This window comes from Rhizobium brockwellii (genome assembly GCF_000769405.2).
Classification (GTDB): Bacteria; Pseudomonadota; Alphaproteobacteria; order Rhizobiales; family Rhizobiaceae; genus Rhizobium; species Rhizobium brockwellii.
The window spans coordinates 3,349,091-3,363,046 of the sequence record NZ_CP053439.1; the positions used below are offsets into that span (position 1 = coordinate 3,349,091).

The 13,956-nt window shown below is 60.9% G+C and carries 20 protein-coding genes; 10 read left to right on the top strand and 10 right to left on the bottom strand.

The features are described from left to right. Window positions 1–4: 4 nt before the first annotated feature. The 3 genes from RLCC275e_RS16660 to RLCC275e_RS16670 all read right to left on the bottom strand — a co-directional run bounded on the left by RLCC275e_RS16660 (window position 5) and on the right by RLCC275e_RS16670 (window position 1,905). A complete protein-coding gene (locus RLCC275e_RS16660; protein WP_033180020.1) occupies window positions 5–790 on the bottom strand; it encodes a ThuA domain-containing protein in 786 nt (261 codons plus the stop codon). 191 nt (window positions 791–981) lie between these two features. After that, complete coding sequence (locus tag RLCC275e_RS16665; protein ID WP_003542195.1) at window positions 982–1,323, bottom strand: SMR family transporter; 342 nt, start codon at window positions 1,321–1,323, stop codon at window positions 982–984. Window positions 1,324–1,341: 18 nt separating this feature from the next. Further along, window positions 1,342–1,905 carry a TetR/AcrR family transcriptional regulator gene (locus RLCC275e_RS16670; RefSeq protein ID WP_033180019.1) on the bottom strand — a complete coding sequence of 188 codons (564 nt, stop codon included), beginning with the start codon at window positions 1,903–1,905 and terminating at the stop codon, window positions 1,342–1,344. Window positions 1,906–2,074: 169 nt separating this feature from the next. On the opposite strand from RLCC275e_RS16670, the gene RLCC275e_RS16675 reads away from it, so the two are divergent. Further along, window positions 2,075–2,485, top strand: a complete 411-nt coding sequence (locus tag RLCC275e_RS16675; RefSeq protein WP_033180018.1) for a group II truncated hemoglobin — start codon at window positions 2,075–2,077, stop codon at window positions 2,483–2,485. Then, window positions 2,482–2,853, top strand: a complete 372-nt coding sequence (locus RLCC275e_RS16680) for a DUF423 domain-containing protein (RefSeq protein WP_033180017.1) — start codon at window positions 2,482–2,484, stop codon at window positions 2,851–2,853. The genes RLCC275e_RS16675 and RLCC275e_RS16680 overlap by 4 nt, the downstream gene beginning before the upstream one ends. Before the next feature lie 239 nt (window positions 2,854–3,092). Here the strand turns inward: RLCC275e_RS16680 and hmuQ are convergent, their stop codons facing one another. From hmuQ to RLCC275e_RS16705, 5 genes are all read right to left on the bottom strand, one after another. Beyond that, window positions 3,093–3,407, bottom strand: coding sequence for a heme-degrading protein HmuQ (gene hmuQ, locus RLCC275e_RS16685; protein WP_027663899.1), 315 nt, complete (start codon window positions 3,405–3,407; stop codon window positions 3,093–3,095). Window positions 3,408–3,415: 8 nt separating this feature from the next. After that, window positions 3,416–3,688, bottom strand: a complete 273-nt coding sequence (locus RLCC275e_RS16690; protein ID WP_003542206.1) for a hypothetical protein — start codon at window positions 3,686–3,688, stop codon at window positions 3,416–3,418. Next, window positions 3,685–4,092 carry a DUF2325 domain-containing protein gene (locus tag RLCC275e_RS16695; protein WP_017989195.1) on the bottom strand — a complete coding sequence of 136 codons (408 nt, stop codon included), beginning with the start codon at window positions 4,090–4,092 and terminating at the stop codon, window positions 3,685–3,687. The genes RLCC275e_RS16690 and RLCC275e_RS16695 overlap by 4 nt, the downstream gene beginning before the upstream one ends. 107 nt (window positions 4,093–4,199) lie before the next feature. Further along, entirely contained in the window at window positions 4,200–5,519 is a 1,320-nt protein-coding gene (locus RLCC275e_RS16700; protein WP_033180016.1) for an energy transducer TonB family protein, read from the bottom strand. A gap of 153 nt (window positions 5,520–5,672) precedes the next feature. Then, complete coding sequence (locus RLCC275e_RS16705; RefSeq protein ID WP_033180015.1) at window positions 5,673–6,095, bottom strand: hypothetical protein; 423 nt, start codon at window positions 6,093–6,095, stop codon at window positions 5,673–5,675. Between the two features lie 176 nt (window positions 6,096–6,271). On the opposite strand from RLCC275e_RS16705, the gene hemP reads away from it, so the two are divergent. The 7 genes from hemP to RLCC275e_RS16740 all read left to right on the top strand — a co-directional run bounded on the left by hemP (window position 6,272) and on the right by RLCC275e_RS16740 (window position 11,303). Beyond that, window positions 6,272–6,454 (top strand): hemin uptake protein HemP, encoded by a 183-nt coding sequence (gene hemP, locus RLCC275e_RS16710; RefSeq protein ID WP_012758649.1) that lies wholly within the window; start codon window positions 6,272–6,274, stop codon window positions 6,452–6,454. 8 nt (window positions 6,455–6,462) lie between these two features. After that, entirely contained in the window at window positions 6,463–7,512 is a 1,050-nt protein-coding gene (locus RLCC275e_RS16715) for a hemin-degrading factor (protein ID WP_033180014.1), read from the top strand. An 11-nt stretch (window positions 7,513–7,523) separates the two neighbouring features. Further along, window positions 7,524–8,453: a heme/hemin ABC transporter substrate-binding protein gene (locus RLCC275e_RS16720; protein WP_033180013.1), complete on the top strand. Its 930-nt coding sequence runs from the start codon at window positions 7,524–7,526 to the stop codon at window positions 8,451–8,453. A gap of 2 nt (window positions 8,454–8,455) precedes the next feature. Continuing rightward, window positions 8,456–9,568, top strand: a complete 1,113-nt coding sequence (locus RLCC275e_RS16725; RefSeq protein ID WP_033180012.1) for a FecCD family ABC transporter permease — start codon at window positions 8,456–8,458, stop codon at window positions 9,566–9,568. A 36-nt stretch (window positions 9,569–9,604) separates the two neighbouring features. Then, a complete protein-coding gene (locus tag RLCC275e_RS16730) occupies window positions 9,605–10,399 on the top strand; it encodes a heme ABC transporter ATP-binding protein (protein WP_033180011.1) in 795 nt (264 codons plus the stop codon). A gap of 148 nt (window positions 10,400–10,547) precedes the next feature. Further along, entirely contained in the window at window positions 10,548–10,892 is a 345-nt protein-coding gene (locus tag RLCC275e_RS16735; protein WP_033180010.1) for a DUF883 family protein, read from the top strand. A gap of 9 nt (window positions 10,893–10,901) precedes the next feature. Further along, window positions 10,902–11,303 carry a hypothetical protein gene (locus tag RLCC275e_RS16740; protein WP_033180009.1) on the top strand — a complete coding sequence of 134 codons (402 nt, stop codon included), beginning with the start codon at window positions 10,902–10,904 and terminating at the stop codon, window positions 11,301–11,303. Window positions 11,304–11,944: 641 nt separating this feature from the next. Here RLCC275e_RS16740 and RLCC275e_RS16745 read toward each other — a convergent pair. Together RLCC275e_RS16745 and RLCC275e_RS16750 are read right to left on the bottom strand one after the other, a co-directional pair. Beyond that, the gene (locus RLCC275e_RS16745) at window positions 11,945–12,502 is read right to left on the bottom strand and encodes an RNA polymerase sigma factor (RefSeq protein ID WP_003542247.1); all 558 of its coding nucleotides are present in this window, start codon (window positions 12,500–12,502) and stop codon (window positions 11,945–11,947) included. A gap of 10 nt (window positions 12,503–12,512) precedes the next feature. Beyond that, window positions 12,513–12,719, bottom strand: a complete 207-nt coding sequence (locus RLCC275e_RS16750) for a NepR family anti-sigma factor (protein WP_003542250.1) — start codon at window positions 12,717–12,719, stop codon at window positions 12,513–12,515. Window positions 12,720–13,089: 370 nt separating this feature from the next. Here RLCC275e_RS16750 and RLCC275e_RS16755 point away from each other — a divergent pair, with 370 nt between their 5' ends. Beyond that, window positions 13,090–13,884 (top strand): response regulator, encoded by a 795-nt coding sequence (locus RLCC275e_RS16755; protein ID WP_033180007.1) that lies wholly within the window; start codon window positions 13,090–13,092, stop codon window positions 13,882–13,884. The last annotated feature ends 72 nt before the right edge of the window (window positions 13,885–13,956 follow it).

Genomic DNA, 13,956 nt, shown 5'->3' on the forward strand with positions numbered 1-13,956 from the left:
CTCCTCAGCGGTAACCGGCTTCGCCGGCCTGGTGCAGTCTCGGGCCGCGTTCAACGATCGGCTCCAGTGCTTTTTCTACCGGCACATTTGGGGCGTCGGTGATACCAGTCAACGACCCCTCAGGGTTATAGGCCCACTTCACGCCGTTGATCAGCACCTTCTGCACATTGGCATCGTGGTAGGTCGGATAGGTCTCGTGGCCGGGGCGGAAATAGAAGATATTGCCGGCGCCACGGCGCCAGGTCAGGCCCGAGCGGAACACTTCGCCGCCCTGGAACCAGGAGATGAACACCGTTTCGAGCGGTTCCGGCACCGAAAACTGCTCGCCGTACATTTCCTCGTTCTCAAGCTCGAAATGTTCACCGATGCCGGCGGCGATCGGATGGCGCTGGTTGATCGTCCACAGACGCTCGCGCTCACCCGCCTCGCGCCATTTCAGCGCGCAGGGCGTGCCCATCAACCGCTTGAAGATCTTGGAGAAATGGCCGGAATGCAGCACGAGCAGGCCCATGCCTTCCCAGACGCGTTTGGCGACCCGCTCGACAACGACGTCGGAGACCGCGCCGTGATCCTTGTGGCCCCACCAGGTCAGCACGTCGGTCTCAGTAAGACGGGCTTCGCTGAGGCCGTGTTCCGGCTCCTGCAGCGTCGCTGTCGTCGCCGAAATACTGGGATCGGTGTTCAGCGCATTGGCGATCGTCGTGTGCATGCCCTCGGGATAGATGCCCCGGACGATCTCATTGGTAGTCTCGTGGATATTCTCTCCCCAGACGACGGTGCGAATGGCCATGATGTGCTCCTGTAGAACCTGGAAGTATCGATAGGCGGGAAGGCAGGATTCAAAGCGCTTTGGAAAACGGCGCCGGCTGCGCCTCGTCTCCTCCACGTCCAAGGAACACATAGACCTTTGTCAGTATTTTGACAAAGGGGAAAATTTACCGGCCGAAGACGGACAAAACGCCTGGCAATATCGCAGCAATATCAATGTGAAACGGATTTCGAGAACAGATTGACGACCATAACGCCCGATATGATCAGCCCAAGGCCGACGATTGCCGGCAGGTCGAGGCGCTGCTTGAAGAAGACCAGGCCGACCGAGGAAATCAGCACGATTCCCAAAGCGCTCCAAATCGCATAGGCGATACCGACCGGGATGCTTTTCAGAGTCAACGACAGGCAATAAAAGGCGGCCGCATAACAGGCGACGACGAGTGCCGTCGGTCCGATGCGGGTAAACTGCTGTGACAGCTGCAGCGCGGTCGTGCCGATGACTTCGAGCACGATGGCTGCAAACAGCAGCCCGTAGACGGCGGCCTGGCTCATGGCGAATTCCTTTTCGAATCACTTGCCGGTCAGTTCAACAAGGCGATCGATAAGATCCCGCCTCAGAACGCCGTTGATATCATGGCTTTCCAACGTATCTGCGAACCAAAGTCCGTCGGCGGCGAAGCGCACGACTTGTGCGTCGAGGGAGGAATCGGTGCCGATATATTCCTCGGCCCGCGCCTGCACCCATTGGCGCCAGCGAAGACGCAGCCGGGGTTCGGCAAGAAGCGCGATCGTCACCTGCGTCCAACTCCTGGAATCGTCGGGACGCTCCTTGAGACCGGACACCGCCCTGAGATAGGCGCGGGTGAAGCGCCCCTGCGGCAGCGGATCGCCGCGCATCAGTTCCTCTATATCGGTGTCGAACTTTTCGAGCAGGCTCTCGAACAGGGCATCGAGCAGCGCATTCTTCGTCGGGAAGTGATGCAGCAGCCCGCCCTTGCTGACGTTGGACGCGGCCGAAACCGCATCGAGCGTGACGCCCGCCATGCCGTCGCTGGCAGCAAGGCGCGCGGCGACCTCCAGCAACTGCTGGCGCACGAGCACGGGCTGTTTCTTGCGATGATGAGCGTTCGACATGCAGATTAAAAGATACCGTCCGGACGGTTTTGTCAAGCAGAATCGGGCGCAACCCCCGCCATCCCGGCATTATGCGCGAAATGCCGCGGCGCTTTGATGACAGTTGCGATCATTTTCCGCCCGGTGCATGAAGAGGCCGGGGAATGGTTGAGGCAATGGGGATGGTTTCGTGACGGAGAAGGTCACCACCTTATATCAAGCGATCGGCGGCGACCCCGTCGTGCGGGCACTGACGCACCGCTTCTACAAATTGATGGACAGGCTTCCGGAGGCGAGAAACGTGCGGGCCGTGCACCCGCCGAGCCTTACGGGCAGCGAAGAAAAATTCTACGAATATATGACCGGCTATCTCGGCGGCCCGCCGCTCTATACCGACAAGCGCGGCCATCCACGCCTGCGCAGCCGCCATTTCGTCGCCGAGATCGGCCCTGTCGAGCGCGACGAATGGCTGCTCTGCTTCCGCCGCGCCCTGGACGAGACGATCGCAAGCCAGGCGCTGCGCGATCTCATCTGGGCGCCGGTGGAACGGCTCGCCTATCACATGCAGAACAAGGTCCCTGACAACAAGGAACAATCATGAGCTTGAACGCGCGTCTGGAACCGGTGTTTTATCTCTTTGCCGGCCTGTTTGGCGTAGCCGGCGTGGCGCTCGCCGCCCTTGCTGCCCATGGCGGCGGCGAGGCCAATCTTGCGGCATCCGCATCTGCCATGTGCCTTGCCCACGCCCCTGCCCTGCTGGCATTGGCTCTCGGCAACGTCAGGCTCAGAACCGCCTGGCTGGCCGGTTTGCTGATGATTGTCGGAACGCTGCTCTTTGCGGGCGATCTCGTCACCCTGCGCTTTGCCGGCTCCAGCCTCTTCCCCTATGCCGCGCCGACCGGCGGCTGGGCGATGATGCTTGGCTGGCTGGCCGTTGCGGCAGGCGCTATCTTCCACGTCAGGAATTGAGAGAGCTTTTACTGACCGCTCAAGCCCTCTCCTCCCTCATTCCTGTGCCAGTCACAGGAATCCCGTGCGCCCAAGTCCTTGGGCGCGAAAGACTTTTCCCCCGCGGTGTTGGTTCATTCACGGCGCAGACGCGCCGTGGCTGGATTCCTGTGACGATCACAGGAATGAGGGTGGTGGGCCAGGACGAGTACAAAATCAAGATTTTAGCCAAGAGCCAAGTCGCTCTGCATCAACCACAATCAAATCCCGTCGACCACATTGAAACCCTCGAAAACAGGCGGCCCCTTGTAGATCGCCTTGTGATCGCCAGCATTGCGGTGCGCCGCGCGAAAGCTCTCGGACTTCGTCCAGTTCTGAAAATCCGCTTCGCTTTTCCAGACCGTGTGCGAGGAATAGAGCGTATAGCCCTCCTCTTCGTTGGCCTTGCCGCGCAGCAGCCGGAATTCGACGAAACCGGGCACCTCGGGCAAGCTGGAATCGCGATTGCGCCAGACCGTCTCGAAATCGCCTTCGCTCCCGGTTGCAACCTTGAAGCGGTTCATTGCGATATACATGAATCTCCTTACGCCTTCCTCTTGCCCGCCCTTGCAGAACGCAAGGGAAAGGCGAGAACATTATCACCGTTTGCCGCTGCCGGGCCAAGCGGTCTTGTTGTCGCTTCCCCGGGCATGCGCGCTTCCCAGGTCGGGAACAGCGTCACATTCTGGTAGATCTGCTGGCGTTCGGCATGCTGCTGGAAAAGTTCGTAGAGTTCGGGCACGAGGCCCTCGCCTGTCTGCGCGGCGAGCTTGTGCAGGCCGATCATGGTGAAGCCGTCGGGGCGCTGGTCGTTCATCGGGAATTGTCTCGTTCGTTCATCGTCTGCAGCGCACGCTCCAGACTGGACTTGCTGCCGTTGCGAAGCGGGATGAAGGTCTTGCTGAACTTCTTGCAGCCGGTCTTCACACGCAGGCAGGCATCGTGGCTGATACAGTCGATCGGGCAGAACACGCAGTCGACCGAGGGAAGCAGAGTATCGATGCGGGAAACCGCTTCGCGCAGACCGCCATCATGGTGGATGAGCTCAGCGCCGAAATTGCTGCAGATCTGGCGAAGATGCGCCACCTGGCAGTCACGGCCACCGACATAGAGGAAACTGCGGCCATCCAGTTTGGATCGCCCGAGGGATGCTTGACCGGCGTCCTCGCCCGCGCTATCGCGGACCTCCCGGTTCGAACCCTTCTTGCCCTTGCGAGCCATATGCCACCCGTTCGCTCGTTGATCGTCACACGATTCCTGCGTGTGCGGGTGGACCTTATTAAACTTGATTTTTAGAGTAAAGTATAAAGTTGATTATTTTTATCATATTAATTCACTGTGATTGGCAAGGAGGTGAAGTTTCTCCCGTTACCACCAGGCGTCGGGCCAAATGGTGCGGCGCGCCGAACAGCCTCAACGGCGAGTTGGTCGATTTCAGGCACGCCGGAACCGCGTGTGACGCGAACCGAAGTCAAGCCGCCGCTACCATTCACTGAAAACGAGACGACCACGGTTCCCTCGACGCCACGAGGTGTTCTGATTGAACGACGAATGCGACTACGAACCTTTCCGTCGTAATTGGCATTGGCTGCCGTTCCGATCCCGTCGTTATTGCCGGCCGAACGCGAATTGCTATCCGATTGAGCCGTCGCGTTACCTTCGGCGACACCTCGTTCAGAATCCTGCTGCGCCTCACCCTCCGAACCAGCAGCCTTTTTCGGCGGGCGCTTCTTCTCGACCGGCTTCGGCTTTTCCTGCGCCACCACCTTCGGCTTCTGCGTCGGCGTCACGATCTCCTGCGGCACCTCCGGCTCCGGCTGGATTTCCGCCGTTTCGACTGGCTTCACCTCTTCGGGTTCGGCAGCAGCGACAGGCGGCACCTCCGATGGCTGAACTTCCGGGGAGATCTCTTCAGCAGGTTTCGGCTCTTCCGGAACGACGGTCGACATCGGCTGCGCTACAGCAGTTTCAGCCGGCACTTCGGAAACGATAATCTCCGGCTCCGCAGCGGTGACGGTTTCGGGCGAGACGCGCGTCACCTCGGGAGGAGGAGCCTGCTGGACGGTATCCTGGGTCTCGACCGGCGCGACTTCGGTCGGCTGAACGGTTTCCAGTTGAAGTTCCGCCGCTTCGGTCGGCTGGATCTTATCCGGCTCGACGGCTTCCGGAATGATTTCTTCCTGCACCGTGACTTCGGTCTCGCCGGCAGCAGTCTGGTCGACATCCGAGTTGCCGTACATCACCACGCTCACGGCTTCGCCCGCTTCCTCGATCGCCTCTTCCGGAGCATTTGGGAAGGCAATGAGCAACACCGCAGCCAAGGTCATATGGAAAATCAGCGAACAAACACAAGTCAGCGCCACCCGTCTCCGCACCGGTGCCTTCTCGTCCTCCTGCTTTTCCACCGCCGCATCCATCGGCGGCGGAGGAACAGAGGCTATCGGCTCGGCTTCCGGATGGTCGGGAAAGGAAGGGATCTGCGCGAAGCGCGCGTAGTGGACCACCGCCTCGCCGGCCGGCTGCCGCTGCACATTGCGCAGGTCGGAAAGCTCGTGGCCGGGATGCATGTTGTTGTCGTTCAGACCGCCGTCAGCGTCCGGCTCCCCGATGAGCACCTGTCTCGATCTGGTTTTCGCTGAAATTGTCATTTGTATGCCTCGGACAGCCTGAAACAGGTCCGCCGGGACCCCGGCGTATTCTCAAAGCAATTCCAGGAAAAGCGCGAAGCGGTTTTCCGTCCGGAACTGCGTAAAAACAAAAGGTTAGAGCGGTTCTGCGCTTCCTTCAAAAGCTGAACCGCTCTAGCCCTCGAAGGGAACGGAAATCTGCGAGCGGGTGACGAGACCCTTCATGCATTCGCCCGCCGCCGGGCCGTCGCAGACCGGCGTATCGTTGATGATGATGCGGGTGACCGTCTCGCACTTCACATTCGGCATATCGAACTGGCGCACGCGCTTCTTGCCCTTCGGCAGATCGCGGAAGTCGAGCACGGTGATGCGGTCGACGGCATTCTTGTCGTTGAAAAAGGCGAGCTCGAAGGAGATCTTGTTGATCGGGGTCTGGAGATTGTTCTCGGCGACGAAAGTCATCATGCAGCCCTTTTGCGATGGCGCCAGAGCGTTGAGTTCGACATCGAGCTTGGTGGTTGCCGCATCCTGCGCCTGGCATATGCTTGAAACCGCCATCACCATGCCGGCTGCAACAGCCGCAAACCTAACCGTCATCATCTTCTCCGCCATTGTCGCGAACCGCCGCCAGGCGGCCTCATATCAGCAATCTCAAAAACTTGACTGCAATAGTCTCCTATTGCGTCTTTAAAAAACTATGAGTAAGAAAGTCAAGATAATTGTCATCACAACCGGGGACCCTGATCGCCGGCCTCATGGAATTGCCAACCGAAATGATGGTTGAAAAGCCAGATAACTTTAAGCACGTGCCGCTGCAGAGCGAGCCTGCGGCGCAGCACCGGATAGTCGAAAGCGCGGATCTTTTCCGCGGCACGAACGAGATCATGATTAGACACGACGGCTTGGTCTATCGCCTGAAGATCACCCGTCAGGGCAAGCTCATTCTCAATAAGTAGGGTAGGATATGACTGAACAGACAAGACCGGCGCCAGCCGAAATCCGCGCGTTTCGCGCCGACAATCCGAAGATGCGCGAGCGCGATATCGCCGCCCAGCTGAAGATTTCCGAGGCCGCCCTCGTCGCCGCCGAAACCGGCATAAGCGTGACACGCATCGATGGCAGTGCGCTGAAGCTTCTCGAACACGTGGCCGGCCTCGGCGAAGTGATGGCGCTGTCGCGCAACGAAAGTGCCGTGCACGAGAAGATCGGCGTCTACGAAAACATCAAGAGCGGCGCGCAGGCCGCGATCGTTCTCGGCGAGAATATCGATCTGCGCATCTTCCCGAGCCGCTGGGAGCATGGTTTCGCCGTATCCAAGAAGGATGGCGATCAGGAGCGCCTCAGCCTGCAATATTTCGACAAGGCCGGCAACGCCGTGCACAAGGTGCACCTGCGCCCGAGCTCGAATATCGCGGCCTATCACGCGATCGTCGCCGAGCTGAAGCTGGAAGACCAATCGCAGGAATTTGTCGAGGCTGAAACCTCGAACGCCGCCGATGAGACCACTGACGTCAGCCGCGACGAGCTGCGCGACAACTGGAGCAAGCTCACCGATACGCATCAGTTCTTCGGCATGCTGAAGCGCCTGAAGATCGGCCGCCAGGCGGCCGTGCGGACCGTCGGCGACGACTATGCCTGGAAGCTCGACAACAGCGCGACGGCAGAGATGATGCATGCCTCGGTGAAATCCGGCCTGCCGATCATGTGCTTCGTCGCCAATGACGGCATCGTCCAGATCCATTCCGGCCCGATCTTCAACGTGCAGCCGATGGGACCGTGGATCAATATCATGGATCCGACCTTCCACCTGCATCTGCGCCAGGATCACATCGCCGAGACCTGGGCCGTGCGCAAGCCGACCACGGACGGCCACGTCACCTCGCTGGAAGCTTACAATGCCGAAGGCGAGATGATCATCCAGTTCTTCGGCAAGCGGCAGGAAGGTTCCGACGAACGCGCCGAGTGGCGCAAGATCATCGAAAACCTGCCGCGGGCAGCAAGTGTGGCCGCATAAGGATCGCAACGATGACGATGCGTAACAATCTCCGCCGGATCCGCCCTTGGGAACTGGCCCTGACGGCGGCCGTCATGGCGCTGCCGCTGATCCCGATGGCGCGGGCGGTCGACGGCTTTGCCTTCGTCCGCGCAGCCCATGCTGAGGAAAAGAAGTTCGACACGTCGCGCCTGGTTTCGGTCGGTGGCGACATCACCGAAATCGTCTATGCGCTCGGCGAGGAAAACCGGCTGATCGCCCGCGACACGACGAGCATCTATCCGGAGGCGGCGCTGAAGCTGCCCAATGTCGGTTACATGCGCGCACTCTCGCCGGAAGGCATCCTCGCCATGAACCCGACGGCGATCATCGCCGTCGAAGGTTCGGGCCCGCAGGAGGCGCTGGCCGTGCTGAAAAATACCAGCGTGCCCTTCGAGTCCGTGCCGAGCGCCTTTACCCGCGACGGCATCATCGCCAAGATCGACCGTGTCGGCACATTGCTCGGCGTGCCCGACAAGGCGAAGGCGCTTGAAGAAAAGGTCTCAGCCGATCTCGACGCGGCGATCGCCGATGCCGAAAAGCGCCCGGAGGCCGAGCGCAAGCGCGTTCTCTTCATCCTCAGCGCCCAGAACGGCCGGATCATGGCATCGGGCACCGGCACGGCCGCCGATGGCATCGTCAAGCTCGCCGGCGCCATCAATGCCGTCGGCGCATTCCCGGGCTACAAGCCGCTGACGGACGAGGCGATCATCGAAGCCAAGCCCGACATCATCCTGATGATGAACCGCGGCGATGGCGCCGGCACCAAGAACGAGGACCTGCTGGCTCAGCCGGCGATCGCGCTGACACCGGCAGGTGAGAAAAAAGCGATCATCCGAATGGATGGCGTTTACCTGCTCGGCTTCGGCCCGCGCACTGCCGCCGCCGCGCGTGAGCTCAACACGGCGATCTACGGGGGCTGATCATGGCCCTGCCGCAAGCCATGATGGAACGAAGGCGATCATTCCCGATCGCGGACATCCGCGAAATCAGGCAGGCCGGCGACAGGACGCGGCTCGCCTTGCTGGCGCTCGCTCTGCTCGTCGCCGGCTCGGTCTTCTCAATGCTGTTTTCGGTGACGACAGGCGCCTCGGATGTCTCGATCCTCGACGTGATCAGCAACATCGCCGGCTCCGAGGCGGCGCTCAGCACGCGTGACCGGATCATCATCTTCGATATCCGCCTGCCGAGAGCGATCCTTGGTTTCCTGATCGGCGCCTCGCTGGCCGTCTCCGGTACGGTGATGCAGGGCCTGTTCCGCAATCCGCTAGCCGATCCCGGCCTCGTCGGCGTCTCCTCCGGCGCAAGCTTCGGCGCAGTCGCGATGATCGTGCTCGGCGGCGGCATCGCAGCTCCACTAGAGGCTCTTCTCGGCATCTACGCTCTGCCGGCAGCTGCTTTCGGCGGCGGCCTCGTCACGACGCTGCTGCTCTACAGGATCGCCACCCGTCATGGCCAGACCTCGGTGGCGACGATGCTGCTTGCCGGCATCGCGCTCGGCGCGCTCGCCCTCGCCACAACAGGACTGCTGATCTACATGGCCAACGACCAGCAGCTGCGCGACCTGACCTTCTGGAGCATGGGCTCGCTTGCCGGCGCCACATGGACGAAGATCGCCGCCGCCACTCCGATCATCCTGTTGTCCTTCACCGCCCTGCCCTTCATGGCCCGCGGCCTCAATGCCATCACGCTCGGCGAGGCGGCCGCCTTTCATATGGGCGTGCCGGTGCAGCGGCTGAAGAATGTCGCGATCGTCGGCGTCGCTGCGGCGACCGGCGCGTCCGTTGCCGTCAGCGGCGGCATCGGTTTCGTCGGGATCGTCGTGCCGCATATCCTGCGCATGGCGATCGGTCCCGACCATCGTTTTCTGCTGCCGGCCGCAGCTCTTCTCGGCGGCTCCCTGCTGATCTTCGCGGATGTCCTGGCGCGCACCCTGGTTGCCCCGGCCGAGCTGCCGATCGGCATCATCACCGCGGCGGTCGGCGGACCGTTCTTCCTGTGGATCCTGCTGAGGCAGCGTTCGCGCCTTGCCCTGTGAGCGATGTCGTGAGTGACCCCCGTGAGTGACATTGCGATGATCGAAGTTTCCGGCGTCTCCGTGCGCCTTTCCGGCAAAACCATCATTAGCGACGTCACTTTTACGGCAAATGCCGGCGAGCTGACGGCGATTGCCGGGCCGAACGGCTCCGGCAAGACGACGACGATGAAAGCCATTTCCGGCGAACTTGCCTATGGCGGCTCGGTGCGCATCGGCGACGACGAAGTAAAGGCGCTGAAACCCTGGCAGCTTGCCGCCATTCGTGGCGTGCTGCCGCAGGCAAGCACCATCTCCTTTCCCTTCACCGTGCGCGAGATCGTCCGCATGGGCCTGACGTCAGGCCTCAACCTGCATCCCGACAAGGCCGAGCAGACGGCAGCGGCAGCGCTTGCCTCCGTCGACTTGACCGGCTTCGAAGGCCGTTTCTATCAGGAACTCTCCGGCGGCGAGCAGCAGCGTGTGCAGCTTGCCCGCGTGCTCTGCCAGATCGCCGAGCCCATCGTCGACGGCAAGCCCTGCTGGCTGCTGCTCGACGAGCCGGTCTCAAGCCTCGACATCAGCCACCAGCTGACCATCATGACGCTCGCCCGCAATTTCTGCGAACGCGGCGGCGGTGTCATCGCCGTCATGCACGATCTCAACCTGACGGCGCTCTTTGCCGACCGCATCGTGCTGATGAAATCCGGCCGCCTCGCCGCCGCCGGCAACATCGGCGAAGTGCTGACGAACAAAACGATGCTCTCGGTGTTCGGCTGCGCGCTGCGCATCAACCAGGTGCCGGTCGATGGCACGCCCTTCGTGCTCGCCCACAGCGCCATTTCCCGCCCCTGAACACCGCGCGAGCGGAACTTTTGATCGCCCGGCACGTTGTCGGCAGTGATCTGGGTCAATGCCGGGCGATATCATTCATGCAACGGACGGTGGTGACCCTCGTGCCAAATAGGCGGGCTTGCGCGCGCCCCAGCCAATGGAGACAGCCATGAGCTATTCTATCTTCCAGTCCGGCCGCAGCCGCCGCAACGGGACCTTCCACAATTTGGAATCCGGCATCGAGGAGCAGGTCGAGGCGCTGCGCGGCGAGCTCGCGGAACTGACGCGTCTCGTCGGCAAGAGCTCACGCCACCAGAGCGAAAAAATCCGCAGCCAGGCCGGTGCCGGCTATGAGGAACTGCTCGGCCGCAGCGAGGATCTGCTGCGCGAATTGCAGCACGGCTATGAGCGCGGCGCGACGGAAATGCGCGATACCGTGCGCAAGCATCCGCTGGCAACCATCGGCGCTGCAGCCGCTTTCGGCCTTGCCATCGCCTTCCTCGCCCGGCGCTGAGGAAGCGCGATGCTATTTTCGATCCTCAGCCTGCTGACGGGGGCAAGCGTGCACCGGACCGTTGCGCGCGCAAAGCGCAATGGCATCTTCATTGCGCTTGCCGTGCTCTTACTTCTCACCGCCTACGCGCTGGCCGTCACCGCCGGCGCCGTCTGGCTCGCCGGCATCTACGGCCCGGTCGGAGCTGCCCTCTTCCTGGCCGCCTGCGCGCTGCTGATCGCAATCATCGCCCTGGTGGCGATGTCAATCATCAACGCCCGGGAAGCACGCCGCGCCCGTGAACGCCGTGCGTCGCTCGAATCGCTGGCAACGGTGGGGCTCGGTCTTATCCGCGCCCAGCCGCTGCTGACCGCCGGTGTTCTGGCAGCAATCGTCGCCGCCAATCTGGTGGGGTCAAAGCGCGAGGATTGATGCCTGGGACAAGGCCGCCCCGCACCAAAACCAGGGAGAAGGCCACTCAATTGGTATGGGATGGATGCTTTAACGGCTCATCCCATCTCTCCAGCCTTCAGTTCCTGGTGTCCGGAGCGGCGCGCGAAGTCCACTCATGCTTCGGCCGTTGAGCATCAAGCCAGAGGAGTCTGGGGCAGGCCAGAGCGGGATAGCTGCTCTCCAGACCGATTGCCAGCCCCTCGGGAGAGTTTTATCTTGGGTGGGTATAGGCTATGCAACGTTGTCTACGGTTTGAGAGTTCGTGGACAACCGCTCATGAACGCCGGTGCTGGCAGCGATCATCGCAACCACCTCCTCGTGCGCCAATGAAAAATTAGGCAAGGACGGTCAGCCCATCCTCGCTCATTCGTGTGCCCGTCACAGTAATCCAGCCACGGCGCGTCCGCGCCGTGAGTGAACCAATACCAAGTGGAAAGAGTCTTTCGCGCCCAAGGACTTGGGCGCACTGGATTCCTGCGACAAGCACAGGAATGAGGATGAGAGGTAGTGCCTCGAATGGCCGTCCCATCCCGTGGAGCCCGTCCTTCTCCCCACCCTTCAACGCAAAAAAAAGCCGGCTCCCCGAAGGTAGCCGGCTTTCCTCCCAAATATAACTCTTGTCAGAACGCGAAAGCCTTCGATGTCAGTGGCGCCGAAGTGGCGTCGGGGCCGAAATCGGCCTCGCCTGAAATCTGCAGCAACTCCTGCAGCCGCTGACGGGCCCGGTTGACGCGGCTCTTGATCGTGCCCACGGCGCAGCCGCAGATTTCGGCCGCCTCCTCGTAGGAGAAACCCGAGGCGCCGACGAGGATGATCGCCTCGCGTTGATCCGGCGGCAACTGGTCGAGTGCTTTCTTGAAGTCCTGCAGATCGAGCGCGCCATATTGCGAGGGGTGCATCGCCATCGATTCGGTGAACAGCCCGTCGCTGTCCTGCACTTCGCGGCCGCTCTTGCGCATCTGGCTGTAGAGTTCGTTGCGCAGGATCGTAAAGAGCCAGGCCTTCATATTGGTGCCCATCTCGAAATGATCCTGTTTGGCCCAGGCTTTCATGATGGTGTCCTGGACGAGATCGTCGGCACGGTCGTGCCGTCCGATAAGCGAGATCGCGAAGGCGCGAAGGCTTGGGAGTGCCGCCAGCAGTTCCCGCTTGAAGCTGGGTTGCGATTTGTCTTCCATGCGGGCGATCCTATTCGGCCATCTTGGCAGAAGCCATCATTTCAGCATGGTCGAGCTTTTCGAGAAGGTCGAGAAAACGATCGGGAATCGCCTCATCCTGTGCGGCCGAATAGAGCGACCGTAGCCTGACGCCGATCTGGTTGTTCGGGTCCAGGATGTCGCTTGCCCGCAGCTCCAGCTTTCGCTGATCGGCTGCTTCTTTCTTGCGTGTAGTCATCAATTCGTCTTCTCGCCGGTTGTCTGTTCCAGAGCATGATGCCGAAAAGTGTGAGCGGTTTTCGGATGACATCATGCTCTAACTTTTTAATTTAGAACAGGATTCAGATTTTAGGCCGGCCCGGCCTAAAATCATCCTGTTCTAGGGGGCGTGGATGGGATCGAACACGATTTCAACCATCGACATCGAACGTTCCGTTGTCGATGTCTATGGTATTTGTCGCTGGATGGGTCAAAACGCTTCGCCCTTTCTTCGTCGGCTGGAATAATGCGGGGCAACGAAAAAAGTTCCTGCCGATCCGGAACTTTTTTATCAAGGCGGCGTTAACCGCTCATTGAAGCCAATGCCGGCCTGTATGCAGGAGCCATGAATGACACTTTCTACTCGGATTGCGCCGCACCTTCCTTATCTGCGCCGCTATTCTCGCGCCCTTACCGGCACTCAGACTTCGGGCGACGCCTATGTCGCCGCCGTTCTCGAAGCCATCATCGCCGATCTGTCGATTTTCCCGGATACGGCGAATGACCGGGTCGCACTCTACAAACTGTTCACGCAACTGTTTGGTTCCACCGCAGTCCAGATTCCAGAGCCGACCTCGCCCTATGCCTGGGAGCAACGCGCCACGCTGAACCTTTCCAAGGTATCGCCGCGCGCCCGTCAGGCCTTCCTGCTCGCCTCCGTGGAGAACTTCCGCGTCGCTGAAATCGCCGAAATCCTGGCAACCGAGGAACAGGATGTCATGCGTCTGCTCGACGTGGCGTCGCAGGAGATTTCCCGTCAGGTCGCAACCGATATCATGATCATCGAGGACGAACCGCTGATCGCCATGGATATCGAGCAGATGGTCGAGAGCCTCGGCCATCGCGTCACCGGCATTGCCCGGACGCATGCCGAGGCCGTGGCGCTCTACAATAAGACCAAGCCGAGCATGGTGCTGGCCGACATCCAGCTTGCCGACGGCAGCTCCGGTATCGACGCAGTCAACGACATCCTCAAGACGTCGAGTGTGCCGGTGATCTTCATCACCGCTTTCCCGGAACGGCTTCTGACCGGCGAGCGCCCGGAACCGACTTTCCTTGTCACCAAGCCCTTCAATCCCGACATGGTCAAGGCACTGATCAGCCAGGCTCTTTTCTTCAATGAATCGACCAGAGTAGCTGCCTGAGACGCAATTTTCCGGCCTTCGGAACCAAATCGCCAAAGCAGGCGTTCCGGTGCTACCGGGACGCTTCGGTAG

Coding starts and splice junctions, on each gene's coding strand:
- RLCC275e_RS16660 (WP_033180020.1), bottom strand. CDS start 790: ATGGCCATTCGCACCGTCGTCTGGGGAGAGAATATCCACGAGACTACC.
- RLCC275e_RS16665 (WP_003542195.1), bottom strand. CDS start 1,323: ATGAGCCAGGCCGCCGTCTACGGGCTGCTGTTTGCAGCCATCGTGCTC.
- RLCC275e_RS16670 (WP_033180019.1), bottom strand. CDS start 1,905: ATGTCGAACGCTCATCATCGCAAGAAACAGCCCGTGCTCGTGCGCCAG.
- RLCC275e_RS16680 (WP_033180017.1), top strand. CDS start 2,482: ATGAGCTTGAACGCGCGTCTGGAACCGGTGTTTTATCTCTTTGCCGGC.
- hmuQ (WP_027663899.1), bottom strand. CDS start 3,407: ATGTATATCGCAATGAACCGCTTCAAGGTTGCAACCGGGAGCGAAGGC.
- RLCC275e_RS16690 (WP_003542206.1), bottom strand. CDS start 3,688: ATGAACGACCAGCGCCCCGACGGCTTCACCATGATCGGCCTGCACAAG.
- RLCC275e_RS16695 (WP_017989195.1), bottom strand. CDS start 4,092: ATGGCTCGCAAGGGCAAGAAGGGTTCGAACCGGGAGGTCCGCGATAGC.
- RLCC275e_RS16700 (WP_033180016.1), bottom strand. CDS start 5,519: ATGACAATTTCAGCGAAAACCAGATCGAGACAGGTGCTCATCGGGGAG.
- RLCC275e_RS16705 (WP_033180015.1), bottom strand. CDS start 6,095: ATGACGGTTAGGTTTGCGGCTGTTGCAGCCGGCATGGTGATGGCGGTT.
- hemP (WP_012758649.1), top strand. CDS start 6,272: ATGATGGTTGAAAAGCCAGATAACTTTAAGCACGTGCCGCTGCAGAGC.
- RLCC275e_RS16715 (WP_033180014.1), top strand. CDS start 6,463: ATGACTGAACAGACAAGACCGGCGCCAGCCGAAATCCGCGCGTTTCGC.
- RLCC275e_RS16720 (WP_033180013.1), top strand. CDS start 7,524: ATGACGATGCGTAACAATCTCCGCCGGATCCGCCCTTGGGAACTGGCC.
- RLCC275e_RS16725 (WP_033180012.1), top strand. CDS start 8,456: ATGGCCCTGCCGCAAGCCATGATGGAACGAAGGCGATCATTCCCGATC.
- RLCC275e_RS16730 (WP_033180011.1), top strand. CDS start 9,605: ATGATCGAAGTTTCCGGCGTCTCCGTGCGCCTTTCCGGCAAAACCATC.
- RLCC275e_RS16735 (WP_033180010.1), top strand. CDS start 10,548: ATGAGCTATTCTATCTTCCAGTCCGGCCGCAGCCGCCGCAACGGGACC.
- RLCC275e_RS16740 (WP_033180009.1), top strand. CDS start 10,902: ATGCTATTTTCGATCCTCAGCCTGCTGACGGGGGCAAGCGTGCACCGG.
- RLCC275e_RS16745 (WP_003542247.1), bottom strand. CDS start 12,502: ATGGAAGACAAATCGCAACCCAGCTTCAAGCGGGAACTGCTGGCGGCA.
- RLCC275e_RS16750 (WP_003542250.1), bottom strand. CDS start 12,719: ATGACTACACGCAAGAAAGAAGCAGCCGATCAGCGAAAGCTGGAGCTG.
- RLCC275e_RS16755 (WP_033180007.1), top strand. CDS start 13,090: ATGACACTTTCTACTCGGATTGCGCCGCACCTTCCTTATCTGCGCCGC.